This is a genomic window from Gordonia sp. 'Campus' (genome assembly GCF_022206305.1).
In the GTDB taxonomy this organism is placed as follows: domain Bacteria; phylum Actinomycetota; class Actinomycetes; order Mycobacteriales; family Mycobacteriaceae; genus Gordonia.
Map to the genome: position 1 here is coordinate 52539 of NZ_JAKOIW010000006.1, position 21222 is coordinate 73760.

The window sequence follows — 21222 nt, forward strand, 5'->3', positions numbered from 1 at the left end:
GTCAGGGTCGCATCGAGCGCAGTGAGTCGAGGAACGCGCCGCTGCCGAACAGCGCCACCGCCCCGAGAAGGAGCAGTGCGCCCGGCGCGACGCCGACGAGGAAGGTGCGCATCGCCGTCAGGGTCGAATCGTCGGTCGGCCCGGGCGAGGCCTGGGGTGGCCCGTTCGTCGGGCCCTGCGCGCTCCCGGTCGTCGCGCGGTTGTCGTCGTCGGTGTTATCTGAGTTGTTATCTGAGTTGTTGTCGTCGGTGTTGTTGTCGTCTGGGCTGGGGATGACCGTGTCGCCATCGCGGGCGTCGGCGGGACGTGGATCGAGTCGGTCGACCGTGGGTGCCTGACCCGGGCCGCTCGGAGTGGTCCCGGGTTCCGGGCCCGATGGTGTCCCGCTCGGCGGGTCGGCGGTCGGGACCTCCCGCGGACCCGGTGGGATCCCGTCGGGGTCGGAACCGCTGGTTTCCGACGACGGGCCGGTCGTCGACGGCGGTGACGTCTTCGGGGTGCGGCTCCGGCGGGTCGTGGTGTCGGGGTCGGCGCCGCCGCTCGACGTGGTCTCGGTCGTCTCGGTCGTCTCGGTCGTTTCAGTCGTCTCGGTGGACGACTCGCAGTCGTCGCCGTGGCCCGGATGCCACGGATGGCTCGGGGAGTGCTCGCCGGTCGTTTCCGCGTCGGTCGTCGCTGTGTCGGTTGTCTCTGTGTCGGTTGTCTCGGCGCTTGCCGACCCGGAAATGTCGGGATCGTCCTCCGGGTCGGTCGAGTCCGTGCCCGTGGCGTCGACATCGGTCGGGTCGCCGTCCGTGGACTCGGTGTCGGTGTCGGTGTCGGCGCCGGTCGGGTCGTCGAACATCCCGGCCGAGTCCGAGTCGCCGGCTGCTGGATCGGACGGGGCCGTCGAGGCGACGCCGGGCGCGAGGCAGATGAGTGCGCACACGGTGACGACGGCGACGAGTGCGGCGAGGGTACGTCGCGCAGAGCGGTCCGACGGAGGAGTGGGGACGCGGTGGGTCATCGTTCGTCAGGCGTACAGTCGGTGGGGTAGATCGAGGCGCGAGAAGCGCGTGCAGGGCGGCGTCGTGTCGCGTGCCGGAGCCGAATGTTCACCAGCCCGATGCGTGTCGGCAACCCATGACCCCCAACAATGTGAAGAACGCCACACTAACGATCGTTACACCATCTTCACAGGTGATACGCACTGAGTGTGACGGTCCGGTACTTTCTGATCGTAGCGACCGTTGCCACGGCCGTGTACAGCGGGCTTTAATGTTTGCAAATTCAAATTTTGCGTTTCGGAGAAGAGTGTCATGACTTCAGGAGGGGCGGAGAAGCCTATGGGCGACACCGGACGCACCGACTCCGATCGTTCGAAAACGGGCGAGTCGGATGCTCTCGATCCCGGGCTGTTCGCCCGGCGACTCGAGGAACTGTTCCGGACCGTTCCGGGTCCGAACGGTCGGGCGTACAGCGCCAAGGCGATCGCGGCGCGATCGACCGAGCGGGGGTTCAGGCTGGGGGAGTCGTATCTCAGTCAACTGCGGTCGGGGAAAGCCAAGTCCCCGTCGTTCCGGACGGTGGAGGGCATCGCGGCCGCATTCGGCGTCGATGTGCACTACTTCCTCGAGGACCGGGCGGCGCAACGGACCCGCGACGAGATCGATCTGATGCGGTTGCAGGCCGACACGAACGTGCAGTTGGCGGCATTCCGGCTGGCCGGGCTGTCGAGCGATTCGGTCACAGTGGTCAACGAGCTGATCAAGGTGCTGCGTGAGCAGCAGGGTCTGCCGAAGGATCCGCCGGACGTCATCGCCGCGGGACTCAGCGACAGCAAGCCGTCGGCCGACTCGCGACTCCGCGTCGTCGGAGACCGTCCGGAGGACTGACCTCCGCCGATCGCTCGGGAAACGCTCGCGAATCTGGACCGAGGGGTGTCGGCCCAGGACGAAGCGCCACGACGACGAGCGCGGTGGAAGACGGTCGAGGTGTGCGTGACTCGACGTTCTTTGTGGACGTGGATCGCGTCATTGCGGGTGCGCATGATTCGATGAGCCCATGCGTCGGTCGGAACGTGCGCTACGCGCGCTGGTTCGCTCCACGTTGAGAGGGCTCGATCTCGATCTGCCTCTCGACGTGACGCAGCTGTGCGATCGCTACGGCGAACGCCGCGGCCGCCCCATCCGTCTCATCGCCCACCCGCTGCCCGCCGGGGTGCCCAACGGGATCTGGTTGGCGGCGTCCGACGCGGACTACTTCTTCTACCAGGCGAACACCTCGCGGCTGCACCGCGACCAGATCGTCATCCACGAGTTCGGCCATCTCGTCGCCGGGCACCAGATTCTCGGCGAGGTCGGCTCCGGGGGCGCGCTGACCTCAGACGAGTCGGACGCGGCTCTACGTCGCACCTGCTACGCCGACGACCCCGAGTGGGAAGCCGAGATGCTGGCGTCGATGATCCTGAGCTGGGCGGAGGACGCTCGCACCTCCGTCGGGAGCACCGCATCCCACGAGGAGTTGCGCGGTCTGCAGAGACTTCTCGGCGGGCACCGGGGTTGGTTGTGAGCCGGGGATGATGACGAGCGCTGTCGAGGGCGGGGGTCCGATGGTCGTACACGTGGCGTCGGGTGTCGATGTCGGGATCGGGGCGGTGAACGCGGTCGCCGCGGTCGTCTTCGCCTTCGCGTTCTGCTGGCGGCTCGATCAGATCAGGCGTGGCGGGTGGGGGCTGCAGCCCTTGGCGATGATGGTGGCGGTCGCGGCGTTGACGCTGGCGTTCGTCGTCGTCGACGACTCAGTGGCCGATGCGCTGAACGCCGTCGGGTTCGCGGGTGCGTCGCGGGTGGCGTTCTATGCACTGCTCGCGATCGGTGTCGCGGCGCTGGTCGTCGTGTTCTTCTTCCCGGGACAGGTGACCCGCGAGCGCCGGGCAGGGTGGGAGGCGCTGCCGCTGGTGATGTCGCTGATCGGTCTGCAGGTCACCATGCTGGTCATCCCCGTCGAGATCCGGACCGCGACGATCGACGAATGGACGGTCCAGAACTGGGGCTTCGCGCTCTTCATGCTGATCGCCAGCGGGTACCTCACCTATGGTTTCCTCGCCTGCGTCAACAGCGTGCGCAAGTTCTTCGCGACCGCGGACGGTTATCTCCGGGTGTCGCTGGGACTGCTGATGACGGGGCTGGGTTGCCTCGCGGTCGGGGCGGTCTGCCAGATCGTGTTCGTCATCGTGTCCGCCACGAACGTCGTCCGCTCACCGTGGCTTCTCACGACCAACCGGGTCGTCGCGGTCGTCGGGGTCATCGCGTTCCTGCTGGGGATCAGCTATCCGATGGTCTACGCCCGGGTGCAGACAATGGCCGCGAACCGGCGCCGGCGTCGTCTCGACGCCGAACTCGAGCCGCTGTGGCGGTTGCTGACCGGGGCCGTACCCGAAGTGGTCCTTCCGGAGCCCGGACACCACACCCCCACGACCCGGTTGCACCGCCGGGTCGTCGAGATCCGAGATGCGTTGACACAGATCAGCGGTCATCTGCCGCCCGTGTTCGAGTACGCCGATCCCGAGGTGCAGTCGCGGTTGTTGGTGTCGGCTGTCGACGAGCATGCACGCGCAGGGGCCGGCGGAGGCGCCGTGCGCGACCTCCTCCCCGCCGAAGGAGACGGTCTGGAGGGCGACGCGGCGCCGCTCGTCGACATCGCGCGTGCGCTGGGCGCCCGCCGGGGAGCAGAAGAGCCGGCCGACCGCTGAACGGTCAACCGGCTCCTGCTATTCGTCGACCCGTCGGGTCGAGTCGGGATCAGCGCGGCGCCATGCGGATGGCGCCGTCCATCCGGATCGTCTCACCGTTGAGGTAGTTGTGTTCGACGATGAACTCGGCGAGCTGTGCGTACTCGTCGGGCTCGCCGAGGCGCTGCGGGAACGGGATCGCCTCGGCGAGGGTCTGCTGGAACTCCGGGGTCACGCCGGCGAGCATCGGGGTGCTGATGGTGCCGGGGGCGATGGTGCAGACACGCACGCCGATGCGGGCGAGGTCGCGAGCCGCGGAGATGGTCATCGCGTGCACGCCGCCCTTCGATGCGGCGTAGGCGATCTGGCCGATCTGGCCCTCGAAGGCCGCCACCGAGGCGGTGTTGATGATGACGCCGCGCTGGCCGTCGCCGTCGATGGTGGACTCCTCCTGCATGCGGTTGGCGGCCAGCCGCATGACGTTGAAGGTGCCGATCAGGTTGATGTCGATGACCTTGCGGAACAGGTCGAGCTCGTGCGGCCCCTTCTTGCCGAGGATGCGCGCTGCCCAGCCCACGCCGGCGCAGTTGACCGCAACGCGGAGGGGCGCGCCCGACTCGGCGATCGTGTCGATGGCTGCCTGGACCTGGTCCTCGTCGGTGACGTCGGCGGCGACGAGGGTGACTCCGTCGGTCGGCGCGGCCTTGTCGATCGAGGCCTGCAGGTCGAGGCCGAAGACCGTGGCGCCGGCAGCGGCGAATCGCCGTGCGGTGGCTGCGCCGAGGCCCGAAGCCCCGCCGGTGACCAGAACGGAAGCGCCTGAAACGTCCATGTGTGAAGTAGTCCTTTCGAGGTACCCGACCCGTCTGTCGCCGGTGGGCGTCACCGGCTCCGGCGACGCGGCACCGGCCGGTGCTGCATTTCGACGATAGTCAGACCTCGTGCGGGGGCCTCGATCAGCCCCACGATTCACCGAACGAGCGCTCGGGTCGTCTCGGCCGCGAGACGATGTTCGCGGCGGATGAGCACGACGCCGACACCGATGATCACGATGACCGCGGTGATGGTGCCCGCGATCAGGGGCACCGACGCGCCGATCAGACCGTCGATCACGAGCCAGGCCGCGAAGACGAAGAACAGGATGGCGGCGCCGATCGCGATGACACGCTCGGGAAGATGACGACCGAGCAGGACGCCGAGCCCGATGGCCAGGGCGTCCGCGGCGACCATGCCGAGGGTCGAGCCGATCCAGACACCGAACCAGTCGTTGTCCGTGGCCAGGGTGATCGTGGCGAGCATGGTCTTGTCGCCGAGCTCGGCGAGGAAGAACGCCGACATGACCGCGAAGAACACCGACGCGCCGACGCGGGTGGCCCGGGTGGCCTCCTCGTCGTCGAGGCGGTCGCCGCGCAATGTCCAGAGCCCGAAGACCAGCATCGCGAGGCCACCGAGGATCGAGAGCAACGCGGTGGGTATCGACATCCCGAGAAAGTGGCCGAAGAAGACCGATACGGCGTGGACGGCGGTCGTGGCCACGGTGATCGCGAGGAGAACGACCCACCACCGGTAGCGCAGCGCATAGGTCATCGCCATCAACTGCGACTTGTCGCCGAGTTCGGCGACGAAGATGACGCCGAAGCTGAGCAGGAGGGCGGTGAACACGATCGCCAGGTTAGTGAGACCTAACCCCGAAGTTCAACTCCGGGCAGACCCGTATCTTCGCAGGTAGGGAGGGCAAATCAGATTGTTCGGGTACCCGTATCAGAACTGTTCGGGCGGCCGTGGAGGGCCGTCGCAGCTCCTATGCGACGAGGAGCATGGCGAGGACCGCGGTGTCGGGATCGGCATTCGGGTCTATGCCCACCTGGTTGCGGAGGTTCACCACGGTGCCGTCGGCCTCCGCCTCGGCCCATCCCGCGCGGTGTTCCAGTCCCAGCTCGGGCAGGCCGGGCAACAGGACACAGCCCGATGCCACCTGCGAGCACTCGGGCAACGACGGCCGGGTCTGTGACGGCGGGTGCAGCATCACGAGCGCCGGCGGATTGTTGAGGAACCGCCCGGCCTCGACGAAGCTGTCGTCGACGACGTTGCCGATCGCGACCATCATCCCCACGGTGTCGGCGTCGCTGCGCTCGGGCCGTTCCTCGACCACGCCGAAGATCGTCGTCGTCGGCAGGATTCCGGGGCGGCAGGCGATCCGTACCGAGCCGACGAGCGTCTGTGTCCATTCGAGAGTCGACTCGGGCCACCGACCCGAGATGAGGATTCCGTTCAGCGTGCCGTCGTGCTGGAACGGGGTGAGGCCGATCGGGACCGACTGCATGTTGCCCTCCTCCGATCCGGGTGGGGGACCTGCGGTTTCGCGAACAGGCCCGAAGCCCGACCCGGTGAGAAAAGAATCCACCCGGCACGTGACGCCGACAACTCGAATCACCGTGTTGTGATGGTTCTTTAACATGCGAACGACCGACGACGGCGTCGAGCGTGGGCTGGGGGAGTCGAGTCGGGCGGCACACCAGGCACACTGGACCGGTGAAGAACTCGCCCGCGCTGCGGCCCATGGAGTTCGCGTCCGTCGCGATCTTCGGCGGCCTGACCGTCGCCGCGGTGGTCATCGCGTCGGTCATCCCGCTCGCCCAGGCGGCCGGATTGCTGGCACCGGTCCCGCTCGCACTCATCGCCGCCCGGACGCGACCCCGCGCTCTCGTCACCGCCACGGTCGCGACCACCGCCGTCGCGTTCGCCATGGCCGGGACCGGCGCGATGGCGACCGTCCTGGGTTCGGCCCTGGTCGGCGGTCTCGTCGGGGACATCAAGCGTCGCGGCCGGGGAGCGGGCGCTCTCGTGATCGCCACCCTCGTCGCGTCCCCGCTGATCGGCGGCATCTCGGTTCTGGTGCTGCTCGTACTGGTCCCGTTGCGCACGCTCACGATCGAGGCGATGACCAACTCCATCCACGGCGTCGCGAAGTGGTTTCACGGTTGGGGCCCGACCGGTGGGATCGCCGACGCGCTCGACGCGATGGGCCGCAGCATCGCCTCGCACTGGTGGGTGTGGGTCTGGGTCTCGGGCACCGTCGGCACCGTGATCTCGCTGCTGGCGGCCTGGTGGATCCTCGGGTCGGTGATCGCCCGACTGCGCGATGTACCGAGCGAGGACACCCTCGACGCGCAACGCCCGGGCGGCGCCGACGACTTCGCTCCCGCGGCTGGAGATGCGGTGGCGCCGCTGCCCCTGGTGGCCGAAGGCATCGGCTTCGCCTACTCGGCGGGGGCGCGGCCCGTGCTCCACGACATCGACCTGCGGATCGACCGCGGCGAGTTCGTCGCGGTGGTCGGGGCCAACGGTTCGGGCAAGTCGACGCTCGCCAAGATCCTCGCCGGGCGCGCTCCGACGACCGGCTCGGTGCACCGGCCCGGCCTTCCGGGACTCGGGGTCCACGGAGGCACCGCACTGGTCCTGCAGCGTCCCGAGATCCAGATGCTGGGTTCCCGGGTCGCGGATGACGTCGTGTGGGGACTCCCGCCGGGCGTCGACGTCGATGTGGATGCACTCCTCGACGAGGTCGGCCTGGCGGGCCTGGGTGACCGGGAGACCACCGATCTCTCGGGTGGCCAGCAACAGCGGTTGGCGATCGCGGGAGCGCTGGCCCGGGAGCCGCAGCTGCTGATCGCCGACGAGGTGACGTCGATGGTCGATCCGGACGGGCGTGGCCAGTTGCTCGCCCTCCTCGCCGCTCTGCCGGCCCGACGCGGGATCGCCGTCGTACTCATCACCCACCGCGGCAGCGAGGCCGCAGCGGCCGACCGTGTCATCCATCTCGACGCCGGCCGACTCGTCCCCCATCCCCCCGAATGGATGCCGGGCCCGTCCGCCGAACTCGACGGTGCCGGCGACCCGCGGGCATCGAGTCCTGCGAACGGCAGGGCGGAGACCGCGGGGATCGGCGGTCCACTGCTCGTGCTCGATCAGGTCGGTTACGCCCATCTACCGGGGTCGCCCTGGGAGGTCGTTGCTCTCGAGGGCATCTCGCTGACCGTGTACCGCGGTGAGGGACTGCTGATCGTCGGTGGGAACGGGTCGGGCAAGACGACGCTGGCGTGGATCATGGCGGGACTCCTGCGACCCGGGACCGGAACGTGTCACCTGTTGGGGGTGTCCGGAAAGATCACTCCGGCAGCAGGATTCGACGCCGGTGAACCTGTGACCGACCATGTCGGCGCCGTCGGACTGGGATTCCAGCACGCGCGCCTGCAGTTGCAGAAGGTCACCGTCGCCGACGAGATCATGGCGGCCGGCGGCGAAAAGGTCGGTACCGCCGAGGTGGCGCGCGTGCTCGAACTCGTGGGGCTGCCGCGCCAGATGGCCGCCACCAAGGTCGACGCGCTGTCCGGCGGGCAGATGCGGCGGGTCGTGCTCGCCGGTCTCATCGCCCGCAACCCCGACATGCTCGTCCTCGACGAACCGCTGGCCGGTCTCGACCCGCCCGCCCGCGACGAGATCGTCGCACTGCTGGCCCGACTCCGTGCCGGCGGCATGACCATCGTGATCATCTCGCACGACTTCGAATCCCTGGATTCGGTGTGCACCAGGCGCGTCCGCCTGGTGGACGGTCGGTTGCTGCCGGATTCGCATCAGCCGATCGACGAGGCTCCGAGATGGGAAGGGGGCGTCCGATGACGATGCGCACCGTTCCGCTCCGGCAGGTGCCGGGCGACTCGTTCGTGCACCGGCTCTGGGCCGGAACCAAACTGGTGATCGTGCTGATACTCGGCATCATGACCTGGGTGCTGCCGTCCTGGCCGGCCCTGGGCATGGTTGCCGCGGTGGTGGTGCTGACCGCGCTGCTCGCCGGAATCCCGTTGGGCGCCATCCCACGTCCGCCGTGGTGGTTCTGGGGACTGATCGGGATCGGTGTCGCGGTCAATGTCTCGTTCGCCGGCCTGCCCGGCGCGTTGGTGTTCCTGCGTGCGATCACACTGGCACTGGTCCTGGTCGCGAGTTCGATCCTCGTCATCTGGACGACGCCCATGGCCGACGTGGCCCCGGCGCTGGCGCGGCTGATGCGCCCGCTGCGGTGGCTGCGTCTGCCCGTCGACGAGTGGGCGGTGGCGATCGCCTTGTGCCTCAGGGGTCTTCCGCTCCTGATCGAAGAACTCCGCATGTTGCGGGCGGCCCACCGCCTGCGTCCCACGGCCCGGGGTCGCAGCGATCATCCGTCGGCCGAGATGGGGATCATGGATCTCATCACCGCGGCGATGTCGTCGGCATTACGACGCAGCGCGGAGATGTCCGAGGCGATCACCGCGCGCGGCGGAACCGGACGACTGACCGCCCGCCCCGCCGGACCCGGACGCGCGGATGCCCTGGCGCTCGTCGTGATCGTGCTGGCATGCGCGGTGGCGATCGTGGTGACCCTGGTGCTCTGAGGACGCGTCGAGACATCGAGACAACGAACGGCGCCGGTCACTCGAAAGTGACCGGCGCCGTTGGCTGTTCGGTGACGTCCGCTCAGGCGGGGACGACCAGGCCGCTGCCCTGGCTCTTCGCGCGGGCGAGACGCTCGCCGGCGTCGGCCCAGTTCACGACGTTCCACCAGGCCTTGACGTAGTCCGGCTTGACGTTCTGGTAGTCGAGGTAGAAGGCGTGCTCCCACATGTCCAGCATCACGACCGGGATGATCGCGGCCGGGATGTTCCCGCTCTGGTCGGTGAGCTGCAGGATGACCAGCTTGCCGCCGATCGTGTCGTAGCCCAGGATCGCCCAGCCCGAACCCTGCAGAGTGGTTGCGGCAGCGGTGAAGTGGGCCTTGAACTTGTCGAAGCCACCGAACTGCTCGGTGATGGCGGCCGCTAGGTCGCCGTCGGGCTCGCCGCCACCGTTGGGCGACAGGTTCTTCCAGAAGATGGAGTGGTTGGTGTGACCACCCAGGTGGAACGACAGGGTTGCGGAGAGTCCGTAGACCTTGCCGGCGATGCTGTCGTCGTCGCGGGCTGCGGCCAGCTTCTCCAGGGTGTCGTTGGCGCCCTTGACGTAGGTGGCGTGGTGCTTGCTGTGGTGGAGCTCCATGATCCTGCCGGAGATGTGCGGTTCCAGTGCCGCGTAGTCGTAATCGAGATCCGGCAAGGTGTATTCAGCCACGATGTTCCTCTCTGAGGTGCTGCTCGTTTTCCCTGTCCACGCGCGGAACCGGCTGCTGTGCCGGGCCGCGCGGATACTTCCACCCTTCCGCAGAGCATGGGTGATTGCAACAATCCGGACGCAGAAAACATCAAGTGCGGTTGAGATATCGAAGCGGCACAAGGGGTCGCGCGCGGAGGACGGCGCGGGGCTTCAGATCAGTGTGAGCGCAAGGATGACGACGAGCAGGGCGAAGATGCTCACCGCGATGGTGCGACAGCTTTTCGCCACGTCGTAGTTGACGCGCGGGGCGGTGCGGGACGGCTGCAGGGCCCCGCGCAGGTCTCCGGTCGCGTGCGTCGCCATCGTCGCCTCTCGTTGCCGGTCAGGACCCACCCCGTCTTCGGACCCTACCGTCGTTCGCAACGTAGTGACCGGTATCACACCAGCCGGGATGTGACCGCCATCATAAACAGACTGGAACGATTGACTCAACTCGTGTCAGACCACCACCCGGGATTCGACGCCGGTCTCGGCGCGGGGTGACGCGCGTAGACTCGGCTCATGTCTTGGCTCGACCAGCTCTTCTCCGGCAGCTCGCGCAAGCAGGAACTCATCGCAGCCGACGCGGCACTACCCGGCCGGCCCGGCGAGATCACGATCCCCGGCACGCACCTGGTGCTGGGCACGCCCATGCGCGGACGGCCGGAGGCCGACGGGTCGTACGCCGACGGGGGTATCGGGCGGTTCGAGGACGGTCTCGCGGCCGTCATCCTGGCCGGCGGTTGCTTCTGGGGCATCGAGGAGATCTTCTGGCAGGTCCCCGGTGTGCACACCACCGCCGTCGGATACGCGGGTGGGTTCACGCCGAACCCGACCTACGAGGAGACGTGCACCGCCCGTACCGGACACACGGAATCGACGCTCGTCGTATTTGATCCCGCCGTCATCGACCTCGAAGGCATCCTCAAGATCTTCTGGGAGTCGCACGACCCGACGCAGGAGATGCGTCAGGGCAACGACATCGGCACCCAGTACCGATCGGCTGTGTACACGCTGTCCGACGACGATGCCGCGGTGGTACGCCAAACGGCTGCGACGTTCCAGACCGCGCTCGATGCGGCTGGGCAGGGCGCGATCGCCACCGAGATCGCGCCACTCGCCGAAGCCGGGGACGGCCGGTTCTACTACGCCGAAGACCACCACCAGCAGTACCTCGCCAAGCATCCACACGGATATCGCTGCCACGCCGCGACCGGCGTCGGTTATCCCGGCTGACGTGACCTCGCCGACGCTGCGCGCGGGACGCGGGCGACGCCGGGTGTCGCCGTGAGCGAGGCGATCACGCTCCGACAGTGGAACCGGACACTCCTCCAACGGCAGCACCTTCTCGCCCGGGTCGACGAGGACGCCATCGAGGTGCTCGACCGCTGCGTCGGGATGCAGTCGCAGGACCCGCGGGCGGCGTTCTTCGGGTTATGGTCGCGGATAGCGGATTTCGAGCCCGCGGAGCTCGATGAGTTGATGATCGATCGCGAGGTCGTGCGCATCGCACTCCTTCGTTCCACGGTGTTCCTCCTCGACGCCGAGGACGCGCGCTGGATTCGCCCGCTGGCGGGGCCGATCTTGCAGCGCGAACTCGACCAGGCATACATACCTCGGCTGACGTCGGCCGATCCGTCGCGAGTGCTCGACGACGCCGCCGGCCTCCTCGCGGGCCGCGAGGTCACCGGCGCTCAGCTCGGAAAGGAACTGGCCGTACGACATCCCGGGGAGAACCCGTCCACCCTGACCGGCATCGCGCGATGTGGGTTGCCGCTGGTCCAGGTGCCGCCGCGAGGTCTGTGGCGAGGCCACGGCAGCCCCACCTACCGTCTCTTCGACGAGTGGGTCGGGCCGGGTGAACCCGCTGTGGTCGACGACGACGCGCGTGCGGATCTGATCCGGTTGTATCTCCGGGGATTCGGGCCGACGACTGTCAAGGCCATCCAGATGTGGTCCGGGCTCACCCGGTTGCGGCCGCTCGTCGAGAAGATGGAGGCCGACTGGGAGCTCGTGCGATTGACCGGCCCCCACGGAGAGGTGCTCTTCGACCTCGACGGATTGCCGGTCGCCGACCCCGATCTCCCGGCACCGGTACGTCTGGTCGCTCCGTTCGACCATGTGATCGGTGCGCAGGCCGACCGAATCCGCGTGGCCGAACCGGAGATGTATCGGCGCACCGTGACCCCGAACGGCAGGTCGCCCGGATTCGTGTTCATCGATGGGTTCCTCAGTGGTACCTGGCATCTGGGGGACGACGAGGCGCCCCGGGTGGAATTCCTGCGTCCCGTGAGCGACGCCGAGCGTCGAGAGGTCGACGCGGAGGTCGAGCGTCTACGCGACTTCCTGGCGTGCACCTGATCGGTGCGCGGCCCTCAGTCGCCGGTGCGCGGATTGCGTGCGGTGATGCAGTAGAGCATGCCGACCGGGTCGGCCATGACCGTCCAGTGCGGGAAGTGCTCGACCACCGTCGCACCCCACCCCTCGTGGCGCGCGACCTCGTCGGCCACCGAGTTGGTGGCGAGATCGAGGTGGGCTCGGGCGGGCTCGTCGTCGACGCCATCCTGCTTGCGCTGCAAGAGGATTCCGAGGGTCACCGACGGGTCGCGGCGCAGGCCGACCAGCTCGGGATGTCCACGTTGCGTCGCCGGAGTGTCGAGTAGCTCGGTCCAGAAGGCGACTTCGGCGTCGAAGGCGCGGTGCGGGACGTCGATGCACAACTGGTCCACGATGCTGATCGCACCGCCGGGGAACCGGATGGGTCGTGAGCGCCCTGATTCGCCGGTCCAGGGGACGAGGCAGAAGACGAAACCGGCCGGCGAGGCGAGTGTGAGGTGGGTGCCGGCATCGCGGACCGATGTCGCCCCCAGCGCCAGCGCCTCGGCAGCTGCGACGCCCGGGTCGGGGGTGTGGATGTCGAGGTGAATCCCGCCGGGCCCGTCGGCGATGCGCTGGACGCGGAGATGCGCGTCGCCGTTGAAGGGTTCGAGTGAGGCGAACTCCCGGTGGTCCCCGCGCGGCGGGGACACGGTGCTGCCCGCGATCGCACGCCAGAAGGTCACCTCGCTACCGAAGACGTCGGCGGGGAAATCGAGGAATGCGCTGAGCCACCTCACCTGCACCCGGCAGAGTCTACGGTGCGCGAACGGCTCGAAGGTCCACCGCGCGACACCGATCGCCCGAAACCGACGGTCGGTGTGCGTCGTTAGACTCGGTGAATGACTGCAGGAGTGCTGGGTGCGATGGGCAAGAAGTTCGCGAGATCGCGTGCCGAGCAGGTTGCGGTGGTCCGTCTCGACGGCCCGATCGGCATGGCCGGGATGGGCAGGCCCGGGGTCAACACCGAGTCCGTCGAACCCGTTCTGAAAAAGGCCTTCGCCACCGAACGGCTCCGTGCCGTCGTCGTCGTCATCAATTCGCCGGGCGGTTCCCCCGCGCAGTCCGAGTACATCGCCGAACGCATCCGACAGCTCTCCGCCGAGAAGGGGGTGCCGGTCCTCGCCTTCTGCGAGGACGTCGCGGCCTCCGGGGGCTACTGGATCGCCTGCGCCGCCGACGAGATCTTCGCGGCGCACACCTCGATAGTCGGGTCCATCGGAGTCGTGTCGTCGGGGTTCGGCTTCTCGGCGGTGCTCGATCGGTTCGGTGTTCAGCGGCGGCTCTACGCGACCGGGGACAACAAGGCTCGTCTGGACACGTTCTCGCCCGAACAGCCCGGAGACGTCGAATGGCTGAAGGGGCTGCAGGGGGAGTTGCACGAGGCGTTCATCGCGTGGGTGCGCCAGCGCCGCGGGAAGAAGCTCGTCGCGAGTGACGAGGACCTCTTCAACGGCGACGTGTGGATCGGGCGCCGGGCAGCCGAACTCGGGATCGTCGACGGCATCGGCGTGATGCGCTCGGTGGTGGCCGAGAGGTATCCGGACGCCGAGATCACCATCGTGGACACCCCGAGGCCGCTGCTGATGCGGCTGGTCGGCAATCAGACGTCGGTGGCGGGAGTCGCGGAGAGCGTCACGTCGGGCGTGCTGACCGCACTCGATCACGCGCCGGCCATGCGAACCGCGCTTCTCCACCGTCGCTGAGCCCGTTAGCAGACCTGTTTCGGGAGTTTCCCCAAGGGGTTTGTCCCCACGTTATCCACAGATGTTCTTCTGTGAAGTGGAACTACACGGGATTCGGACGACTGCACTGTCGTGAATTATTTACGCGCACATCGGGCCAAACCCGTGACGGCTGTCACATCGTTCGGGCCACTGGCCAGCGTTTTTCCACAATTCCACAGTCTCATCCCCAACTTGACGGTCAGATCCCGTGCGTCGGACATTTGTCCAGCGCGGGCATGTGGATAAGTTTATGTAGACCGACATAGCGGAGCTGACGGGGTTGTCCACATCCCGCCCGTGAGCGGCGCCGCATGGTGCGTCGTGCACACGCGCCACCGCACCGGCCCATGTCTGTGCCACCATGGAAATCGTGACCATGGGCGACATCACGCAGGTGCCGGTGACCGATCTGCCGAACGACTTCACCGGGAAGACCGATGCGGTCATGCTCGACGTCCGCGAAGACGACGAATGGGCGGCCGGGCACATCCGCGGCGCCGTCCACATCCCCCTCGCGGAGGTCCCGGGCCGGATCGACGAACTCGATCCAGACCGCGACCTGTACGTGGTGTGCCACTCGAGCGGCCGGTCGATGCGCGTCCTGCAGTACTTGTCGAACGTCGGTTACGACGGGATCTGCGTACGCGGCGGGATGCTGGCCTGGCAGGAGCACGGAAAGCCCGTCGAGTACGGCTCGTCGGGGCCCGAGGGCGACGCCCCGCGATGATCGACCTGTGTCCGCGGTGCCGCATCCAGGCGCCGCATCGTCCCGGACGCGAGCGCTGCCCCCGATGCGGTGGCCCGCTCAGCGTCGTGGACGACACCGGCCGGACGTCGGCCGCGCAGGTGGGTCAGGTACCGGCGCACGGCCCGGGACGCCCACGGCCGACACCGCCCCCCGGACGCGGTGCGGCTCCGGCACATACCGGCGGGCTCTACCGCAGCCGTGACGTGCGGTGGATCGCGCGGCGTCCACCCGAGGCGATACCCGCCCGACGCGGCTCCGCGGGCTACCGGGGGCCCCGTCTCATCCCGAGATACGTGTACATACCCGCCTGGGGACTCCACGACGAACCGTCCGACCCGGCGGAGGCGCACCGGCAGCTCGACGCGTCCCGCGCCCGCCTGGTGCTCGCGTTGATGGTCGTCGGCACCGCACTCGCGGTGTCGGCGGCGGTGCATCTCGTCCGCTACATCCTGCTCGTCGTCAACAGGGACGCTCCGCTGCCCGAGTGGCTGATCGTGGCCTCGGATTGGCTGACGATCTTCTCCGGGGTCGTCGCGTTCCTCGGATTCGTCCTGGCCACTTGGGCGTTCATGCGCTGGGTGCTGGATCTGCGTGCCGACACCTACGAGTCGGCCGGGCTGATCGACCCGCGCCGACCAGGGTGGGTCGCGGCACTCGCGGGGGTTCCCGTTGTCAACCTCATCGGCGCGCCCTTGGTGCTGAAAGAGGTCGCCGCTGCTCGGGACGGCGGTGCCGACAACGCACTCGTGGACAGGCGGCTCCGCAAGCTGTGGGTTGCATGGCTCCTGGTGAATCTGACCGCCGCACTCGCCATCGTGGCCCGGCTCGTCGCCTGGCGGTCCGAGTCGTTGCAGACCGGAGCGAACGCCCTGACCATGGTCATCGTGAGCGCGGCGGTCTCCGCCGCATTCGCGTTCTGGATGGCACGCCGGATACGGATGTTGTTCGATGCCGCTGCGGCGGTCCCGGTCCCGACGAGACGGTGGGTGGCAGTCGGATGAGCGCAGGCGCGAACACGGGCGCGGCCGAGAAGGTCTCGCGATCGGGTAAGCCCGCGGTGGTCGCGCACCGAGGGGCCTCGGGCGACTGCCCCGAACACACTCTCGCGGCCTACGAACTCGCCCTCGCCCAGGGGGCGGACGGACTCGAGTGCGACGTACGGCTCACCGCCGACCACGAACTCGTGTGCGTTCACGACCGGACCATCGACCGCACATCGGACGGCACGGGCATCGTCAGCGAGATGACGCTCGACCAGCTGCGCGAACTCGACTTCGGCAGCTGGCACGCCGCCGGCGGACCGGCGTCGATCCTCACGCTGCGCGAACTGCTGACGCTGACCCTGGACTGGCGTCGGCCGGTCCGCTTGTTCATCGAGACCAAACACCCGGTGCGCTTCGGCAGCCTCGTCGAGCAGAAGCTCCTCGAGATCCTGCACGAGTTCGGGGTGGCCACCCCGCCGTCGGCCGATCACAGTCGTGCAGTGGTCATCTCGTTCTCGTCCGCGGGGGTGTGGCGGATTCGGCGCCACGCTCCGATGCTGCCGACCATCCTGCTCGGGGACACCGCGCGCGTCCTCGGTGGCGGTGCGGCGACGGCGGTCGGGGCCACGGGCATCGGGCCCTCGGTGATGACGCTGCGCCAGTACCCGGATCTCGTGGACCGCGCGGCGGCGGCCGGTCGTGTCACCTACTGCTGGACGGTCGACGAACTCGTCGACGTGCAACTCTGCGCAGACCTCGGCGTCCGATGGGTCGCCACCAACCACCCGGCCAAGGTGCGCGACTGGCTGGTCACCGTCGACTGACCCTCGACCGACCGCTTCCCACCCGCACGACCTGTCAGCTGCCCCGTGCCCACATGAGAGAGTGGATGAATGGGCAAGAAGAGCAAGCGGGGTAGCGGACCACGTCCGGGAAGCAATCGAGCCGAGCGGGTGGCCGCACGCAAGGCGCGTCAGGCCGCGGCCCTCGCGCCGCCACCACGCCCCTTCGCGGGACTGGCGTCCGAGTGCGACTTCGTCGCATTGCGCACTTTCGTCGCCTCGGCGACCGCGCGGCTGGAACTCGCCGAGCCCGCCGATAGTCGGAACGAGGTCTCGATCGTCACCATCCTCCCCGGGGCGGTGCCGGCACTGGCACGCGAAGCCGATGGCGCCACAGAGGGTTTCGTGGGATTGCAGACGGACCCCGACCGCTCGGCACTCACCGTCGAGCTGGCGGCGGCCGTCGCGTGGGCCGCGCACGCCGACGCGGGCAGCGAGTTCGATCTCGACTCCGCCGACGAGGCCCCCACTCTCGACGAAGTGCTGAATACCGATGCGACGCTGGACATCACGGTGCACCAGGACTTCGGTTGGTGGTTCGTGGAGGGCACCGACGTGCCGCCGGAGATCGCCGCGATGTTCGAGCGCGCCAACGAGTCGGTGTTGCCGACGGCGCGGCTCGTCGTCGACAGCGGAGCCGGGGCGCCCTGGTGGGTCGATGCGGGAGAACGTGCTCACCTGCGATGGATCCGACCCGAACCCGAGGACGACCTCATGTCGGCGATGGCGCGTCTGCATGCCGCGGGTCGGCTGACGATGGGTGAGGGGTCACGGTTCGCCGGATCGTTCCGCACTCATGGCCTGCTGGTCCCCGTGTTCGATCTCGACAACGAGATGCACCACGAGGAGTGGTACGCCGGTCTCAATCAGCTTGATCAGTACCTCGGCGAGGCGCTCGCGGACACCTCGCCCCTGACCATCGACCAGCGGAGCTCGCGCGACGGCATCCGTGGCCGCCAGGTCACGCTGCGCTGATCATCAATTTCCTGAGGTGGGAGGAGTGCGCGACCACTACGCCCCCTGAGGTGCGAGGAGCGAAAGCGACGAGCCTCGAAGGGCAGGGCGAGATCGTACTCGCCGGCCCTTCGAGGCTCGCTTCGCTCGCACCTCAGGGTGCGGAGTACGACAGTGGCTACCGTCAGATGTTGCCGCCGGCGGCCGGGGGAGCGGTGGCGTCAGAGGTCTTGTCGCCGTTGAACTCCCGTTCGACGAAGTTCTCCAGGTCGAACAGGTTGCCGTTGCAACGCTCGGCGATCGTCTGCAGCGTCGTCATCGTGGCGACCTCTTCGACCTGCTCCTTGAGGAACCACTGCACGAACTGCTCGCCGAGGTAGTCGCCGGTGTCGCGGGCCGACTTTGCGAGGTCTACGACCTGCTGCGTGACCGTCTTCTCTTGTGCCAGAGCGAGATCGATCGGTGCGCGGTAGCTCTCGAACCGATTGTTCGGCGCCGGGATGCCCGGGATCTCGACCTCCATGTCGCGGTCGAGGAAGTACTGCACGATCATCATCGCGTGATTGCGCTCCTCGACTGCCTGGCGGTAGAAGAGCTTTGCCAGCTGCGGCATGTCGTTGTTGTCGAAATAGGTGGCGACCGCGATGTACTGCTGCGAGGCGTAGAACTCGTTGCTGATCTGGTCGTGCAGGAGCTGATGGAACTTGGTGTGTTCGGTCATGCGCCCCATCGTAGGGATCAAAAATGGCCTGTACCAGCAAGTTCAGGCTTACTAAGGCAAGTCTCGCCTGCGTTTGGCAACCCTTCTACGGCTTGCCCCCGGCGTCGACGAGGAGGCCGTCGGGAATCGGTTGACCAGCGCGGAGGAGGGCGAAGAACTCTTCGGTCTGCTCGTTGACCGGCAGCGCCAGACCCTCGTCGGTGAACGTGCTCTCACCGGCGGGCGTCGTCGTGGTGATGGGGTCACGCAGGGCGAACATGAGGGACGCCAGATTCCAGATGTGATCTCGCTCATCGACGGTGAGGGCGTCGATCGCGCCGCCGATGAAACCGAAGAGGCGGAACGGGTTCAGCAGCACCGTCGGACTGGTTGCGCGAGACACCAGCGCGGCGAGGAACTTTCGCTGATTGATGACGCGCTCGAGGTCCGCGCGCGGGAAGGCGCGCGTCCGCACGAGTCCGAGGGCCTCCCGGCCGTTGAGGCGATGGCAGCCCTTGGCCAGCCGCAGGCCCGCCTTGGGGTCGTTGAGCGGCTGGTCGATGCACATGTCGACGCCGCCCACCGAGTCGACCAGGGTGTCGAATCCGCCGAACCCGATCTCGGCGTAGTGGTCGATACGTATGCCGGTGAGATTCTCGACCGTCCGCACCAGGAGTGCGGGCCCGCCGATGCTGAACGACGCGTTGATCTTCAGGCTGCCCTGTCCGGGGACCTCGACATAGAGGTCGCGCGGGATACTCACCACGACGGCTCTGCCACCGCCCGGCGGATTGTGGACGAGCATGATCGTGTCCGTTCGCGAGCCGTCGGCGTCTCCGGTGGCCAGATCGCGACGCTGTTCGTCGGTCAGGTCCGACCGTGAATCCGTGCCGACGATCAGCCAGTTGGTCCCGGGAGTGTCCGACGGGCGTCCCGCATAGGCGGGTAGCGCGTCGATGCGGTCGAGTTTCGAGTCGTAATAGAAGAGCAGCCCGATGCTTCCGAGGACGACGACGAGCAGCAGGATCATCATGATCTTTCCGACACGCACCGCGCGGCCGCCCTTGGGCCTCGGCCGGCGAGGCGATCGCGGCGGTCGCGTGGGTCGCGGCGGCGCGGACGGTGGCCCTGGTGGACGGCCCTGATCGCGCCGATCGTTCCGCACCGGCCCGCGGGACCGGTCGCCCGCCGGGATCGGTTCGGGTTTCTGAGTGGGTGCGTAACCCCCGGCGGCACCGGCACCGGCACCGGCCGCCGGGTTCGGTCGTGGGCCGGGCGCGCCCTGCTGGGGTCCTCGTCCGGGGACCGGGCCGCGTGCGGGGATCCGCGGCATCGCCTGGGGGTGGGGGGACGGTCCGCCCGCGGCCGGCGGCGGTCGGTGGCCGGCTGCTCCGGGTACCTGTCCCGGGCGCGGTGGTGGGCCCGCAGGGCGCCCGGGCGGCATCGGCGGGCCGGGGCGAGGACGCCGGATCATCGGCGGGTCCTGCTCGTTCATCCCATCAAATGTACGCATGGGAGGTCGTCCCGGACGTCGGCCGGAGGGATGTGCCGAGGATCGCGCGGCCGGCCAGGTCTCGTTTTCGGTCGAACGGGGTACAGAAGGCGCCATGACCGACAAGCAGGTCGCCGAGACGGGCGACACCGCGGACGACCGCGAGACCACTCCGCTGCGCCGTGCCATCACCGGCAAATTGCTCTTCCTGTTCATCCTCGGTGATGTCCTCGGCGCCGGGATCTACGCGCTGGTGGGAGAGGTGGCCGGCGAGGTCGGCGGTGCGATCTGGGTTCCGCTGGCCCTTGCCCTGGCGATGGCCATGCTGACCGCGGCGTCATACGCCGAGCTCGTCACGAAGTATCCGCGGGCCGGAGGTGCCGCGGTGTTCGCACGACGGGCGTACGGCCATCCGCTGGTCTCGTTCCTCGTCGGCTTCTGCATGCTGGCCGCCGGGGTGACGAGCGCAGCTGGCCTGGCCCTCGCCTTCGCGGGGGACTATCTGCAGGTCTTCCTCGACGTGCCGACGACGCTGGCCGCCCTCGTGTTCCTCGTCGTGATCGCAGCACTCAACGCGCGCGGGATCACCGAGTCCCTGCGCGCCAACGTGGTGATGACCGTGGTGGAGGTCTCGGGCCTCGTGCTGATCATCGTCCTGGCCGGGATCGTGCTCGGACGCGGCGACGGCGAGCCGCATCGTGTCATCGAGTTCACCGAGGACACCACCCCGGCCCTCGCGGTGCTGGGCGCCGCGCTGCTCGCCTACTACTCGTTCGTCGGCTTCGAGACCTCGGCCAACATGGCCGAGGAGGTCCGCGACGTCCGACGCGTCTACCCGAAGGCGCTGTTCGGCGCGCTGCTCACCGCCGGTGTCGTCTACGTACTGGTGGGGCTCGCGGTGTCCGTGGTGGCGCCGCCGGAGCGTCTCGTCGAGTCGTCGGGTCCGCTCCTCGAGGTGGTCTCGATCGCCGACGTCGGGGTTCCGGACAAGCTGTTCTCGCTCATCGCGCTGATCGCCGTCGCCAACGGAGCCCTCCTCACGATGATCATGGCGTCGCGGTTGACCTTCGGGATGTCGCGCGAGGGACTGTTGCCGGCGACCCTCGGCCGCGTGCTGCCCGGTCGGCAGACCCCGTGGGCGGCCATCCTCGCGACCACCGCGGTCGCCATGGTGCTGTCGGCGACCGGGACCGTCGCCGCGCTCGCCGAGACCGTCGTGCTGCTGTTGTTGTTCGTGTTCATCAGCACCAACGTCGCTGTGCTGGTTCTGCGTCGGGACCGCACGGACACCGACCACTTCCGGGCCCCGACCATCGTGCCGGTGCTCGCGGTCGGCACGTGCATCGTCCTCATGACCCAGCAGAGCGCGACCACATGGCTGCGCGCCGGCATCCTCATCGCCGTCGGGCTGGCCCTTTACCTGCTGGCGCGCGCCACCGGTTCGGGCGGCAAGACGGCGCCCCGCGAGGACTGATCGGGGACCACGATCCGGTTGCGGTTGTTCCCGGTATCCGGGAACAACCGCA

At 68.3% G+C, this 21222-nt stretch carries 22 protein-coding genes; 13 read left to right on the top strand and 9 right to left on the bottom strand.

Annotation, left to right across the window (positions count from 1 at the left end):
• Position 1: 1 nt before the first annotated feature.
• The gene (locus MAY35_RS08600) at positions 2-1006 is read right to left on the bottom strand and encodes a hypothetical protein (RefSeq protein WP_238420727.1); all 1005 of its coding nucleotides are present in this window, start codon (positions 1004-1006) and stop codon (positions 2-4) included.
• A gap of 292 nt (positions 1007-1298) precedes the next feature.
• On the opposite strand from MAY35_RS08600, the gene MAY35_RS08605 reads away from it, so the two are divergent.
• The 3 genes from MAY35_RS08605 to MAY35_RS08615 all read left to right on the top strand — a co-directional run bounded on the left by MAY35_RS08605 (position 1299) and on the right by MAY35_RS08615 (position 3733).
• Positions 1299-1874 carry an XRE family transcriptional regulator gene (locus MAY35_RS08605; RefSeq protein ID WP_238420729.1) on the top strand — a complete coding sequence of 192 codons (576 nt, stop codon included), beginning with the start codon at positions 1299-1301 and terminating at the stop codon, positions 1872-1874.
• Between the two features lie 169 nt (positions 1875-2043).
• Positions 2044-2550, top strand: a complete 507-nt coding sequence (locus tag MAY35_RS08610; protein ID WP_238420731.1) for a hypothetical protein — start codon at positions 2044-2046, stop codon at positions 2548-2550.
• A gap of 7 nt (positions 2551-2557) precedes the next feature.
• Positions 2558-3733, top strand: coding sequence for an MAB_1171c family putative transporter (locus MAY35_RS08615; protein ID WP_238420733.1), 1176 nt, complete (start codon positions 2558-2560; stop codon positions 3731-3733).
• 49 nt (positions 3734-3782) lie between these two features.
• On the opposite strand, the gene MAY35_RS08620 is transcribed toward MAY35_RS08615, so the two are convergent.
• From MAY35_RS08620 to MAY35_RS08630, 3 genes are all read right to left on the bottom strand, one after another.
• A complete protein-coding gene (locus MAY35_RS08620; RefSeq protein ID WP_238420736.1) occupies positions 3783-4544 on the bottom strand; it encodes an SDR family NAD(P)-dependent oxidoreductase in 762 nt (253 codons plus the stop codon).
• A 137-nt stretch (positions 4545-4681) separates the two neighbouring features.
• Positions 4682-5374 carry a TMEM165/GDT1 family protein gene (locus MAY35_RS08625; RefSeq protein WP_238420738.1) on the bottom strand — a complete coding sequence of 231 codons (693 nt, stop codon included), beginning with the start codon at positions 5372-5374 and terminating at the stop codon, positions 4682-4684.
• A 139-nt stretch (positions 5375-5513) separates the two neighbouring features.
• Positions 5514-6035, bottom strand: coding sequence for a peptidase (locus MAY35_RS08630; RefSeq protein WP_238420740.1), 522 nt, complete (start codon positions 6033-6035; stop codon positions 5514-5516).
• Positions 6036-6271: 236 nt separating this feature from the next.
• Between MAY35_RS08630 and MAY35_RS08635 the strand changes: the two genes are divergently transcribed.
• Positions 6272-8392 (top strand): ABC transporter ATP-binding protein, encoded by a 2121-nt coding sequence (locus tag MAY35_RS08635; RefSeq protein ID WP_238421034.1) that lies wholly within the window; start codon positions 6272-6274, stop codon positions 8390-8392.
• Entirely contained in the window at positions 8389-9141 is a 753-nt protein-coding gene (locus MAY35_RS08640; RefSeq protein ID WP_238420742.1) for an energy-coupling factor transporter transmembrane protein EcfT, read from the top strand. The genes MAY35_RS08635 and MAY35_RS08640 overlap by 4 nt, the downstream gene beginning before the upstream one ends.
• Positions 9142-9223: 82 nt before the next feature.
• Here the strand turns inward: MAY35_RS08640 and MAY35_RS08645 are convergent, their stop codons facing one another.
• Positions 9224-9853, bottom strand: a complete 630-nt coding sequence (locus MAY35_RS08645) for a superoxide dismutase (RefSeq protein WP_238420744.1) — start codon at positions 9851-9853, stop codon at positions 9224-9226.
• 192 nt (positions 9854-10045) lie between these two features.
• A complete protein-coding gene (locus MAY35_RS08650; RefSeq protein WP_238420746.1) occupies positions 10046-10198 on the bottom strand; it encodes a hypothetical protein in 153 nt (50 codons plus the stop codon).
• Between the two features lie 198 nt (positions 10199-10396).
• On the opposite strand from MAY35_RS08650, the gene msrA reads away from it, so the two are divergent.
• Positions 10397-11110 carry a peptide-methionine (S)-S-oxide reductase MsrA gene (msrA, locus tag MAY35_RS08655; protein WP_238420748.1) on the top strand — a complete coding sequence of 238 codons (714 nt, stop codon included), beginning with the start codon at positions 10397-10399 and terminating at the stop codon, positions 11108-11110.
• Between the two features lie 51 nt (positions 11111-11161).
• Positions 11162-12235, top strand: a complete 1074-nt coding sequence (locus MAY35_RS08660; RefSeq protein WP_238420751.1) for a winged helix DNA-binding domain-containing protein — start codon at positions 11162-11164, stop codon at positions 12233-12235.
• Between the two features lie 14 nt (positions 12236-12249).
• Here the strand turns inward: MAY35_RS08660 and MAY35_RS08665 are convergent, their stop codons facing one another.
• Positions 12250-12996 (bottom strand): VOC family protein, encoded by a 747-nt coding sequence (locus MAY35_RS08665; protein WP_238420753.1) that lies wholly within the window; start codon positions 12994-12996, stop codon positions 12250-12252.
• 96 nt (positions 12997-13092) lie between these two features.
• Here MAY35_RS08665 and MAY35_RS08670 point away from each other — a divergent pair, with 96 nt between their 5' ends.
• The 5 genes from MAY35_RS08670 to MAY35_RS08690 all read left to right on the top strand — a co-directional run bounded on the left by MAY35_RS08670 (position 13093) and on the right by MAY35_RS08690 (position 17525).
• Positions 13093-13956 carry a S49 family peptidase gene (locus MAY35_RS08670; protein WP_238420755.1) on the top strand — a complete coding sequence of 288 codons (864 nt, stop codon included), beginning with the start codon at positions 13093-13095 and terminating at the stop codon, positions 13954-13956.
• Between the two features lie 397 nt (positions 13957-14353).
• Entirely contained in the window at positions 14354-14704 is a 351-nt protein-coding gene (locus tag MAY35_RS08675) for a rhodanese-like domain-containing protein (RefSeq protein WP_238421036.1), read from the top strand.
• An 86-nt stretch (positions 14705-14790) separates the two neighbouring features.
• A complete protein-coding gene (locus MAY35_RS08680; protein WP_238420757.1) occupies positions 14791-15726 on the top strand; it encodes a DUF4328 domain-containing protein in 936 nt (311 codons plus the stop codon).
• Complete coding sequence (locus tag MAY35_RS08685; RefSeq protein WP_238420759.1) at positions 15723-16532, top strand: glycerophosphodiester phosphodiesterase family protein; 810 nt, start codon at positions 15723-15725, stop codon at positions 16530-16532. The genes MAY35_RS08680 and MAY35_RS08685 overlap by 4 nt, the downstream gene beginning before the upstream one ends.
• Positions 16533-16601: 69 nt before the next feature.
• Positions 16602-17525, top strand: coding sequence for a DUF5926 family protein (locus MAY35_RS08690; RefSeq protein ID WP_238420761.1), 924 nt, complete (start codon positions 16602-16604; stop codon positions 17523-17525).
• 163 nt (positions 17526-17688) lie between these two features.
• Here the strand turns inward: MAY35_RS08690 and MAY35_RS08695 are convergent, their stop codons facing one another.
• Together MAY35_RS08695 and MAY35_RS08700 are read right to left on the bottom strand one after the other, a co-directional pair.
• Entirely contained in the window at positions 17689-18225 is a 537-nt protein-coding gene (locus MAY35_RS08695) for a ferritin (RefSeq protein WP_238420763.1), read from the bottom strand.
• 85 nt (positions 18226-18310) lie between these two features.
• Positions 18311-19237 (bottom strand): LCP family protein, encoded by a 927-nt coding sequence (locus MAY35_RS08700; protein ID WP_245403847.1) that lies wholly within the window; start codon positions 19235-19237, stop codon positions 18311-18313.
• A gap of 574 nt (positions 19238-19811) precedes the next feature.
• Here MAY35_RS08700 and MAY35_RS08705 point away from each other — a divergent pair.
• The gene (locus MAY35_RS08705) at positions 19812-21170 is read left to right on the top strand and encodes an APC family permease (RefSeq protein ID WP_238420765.1); all 1359 of its coding nucleotides are present in this window, start codon (positions 19812-19814) and stop codon (positions 21168-21170) included.
• Positions 21171-21222 lie beyond the last annotated feature (52 nt).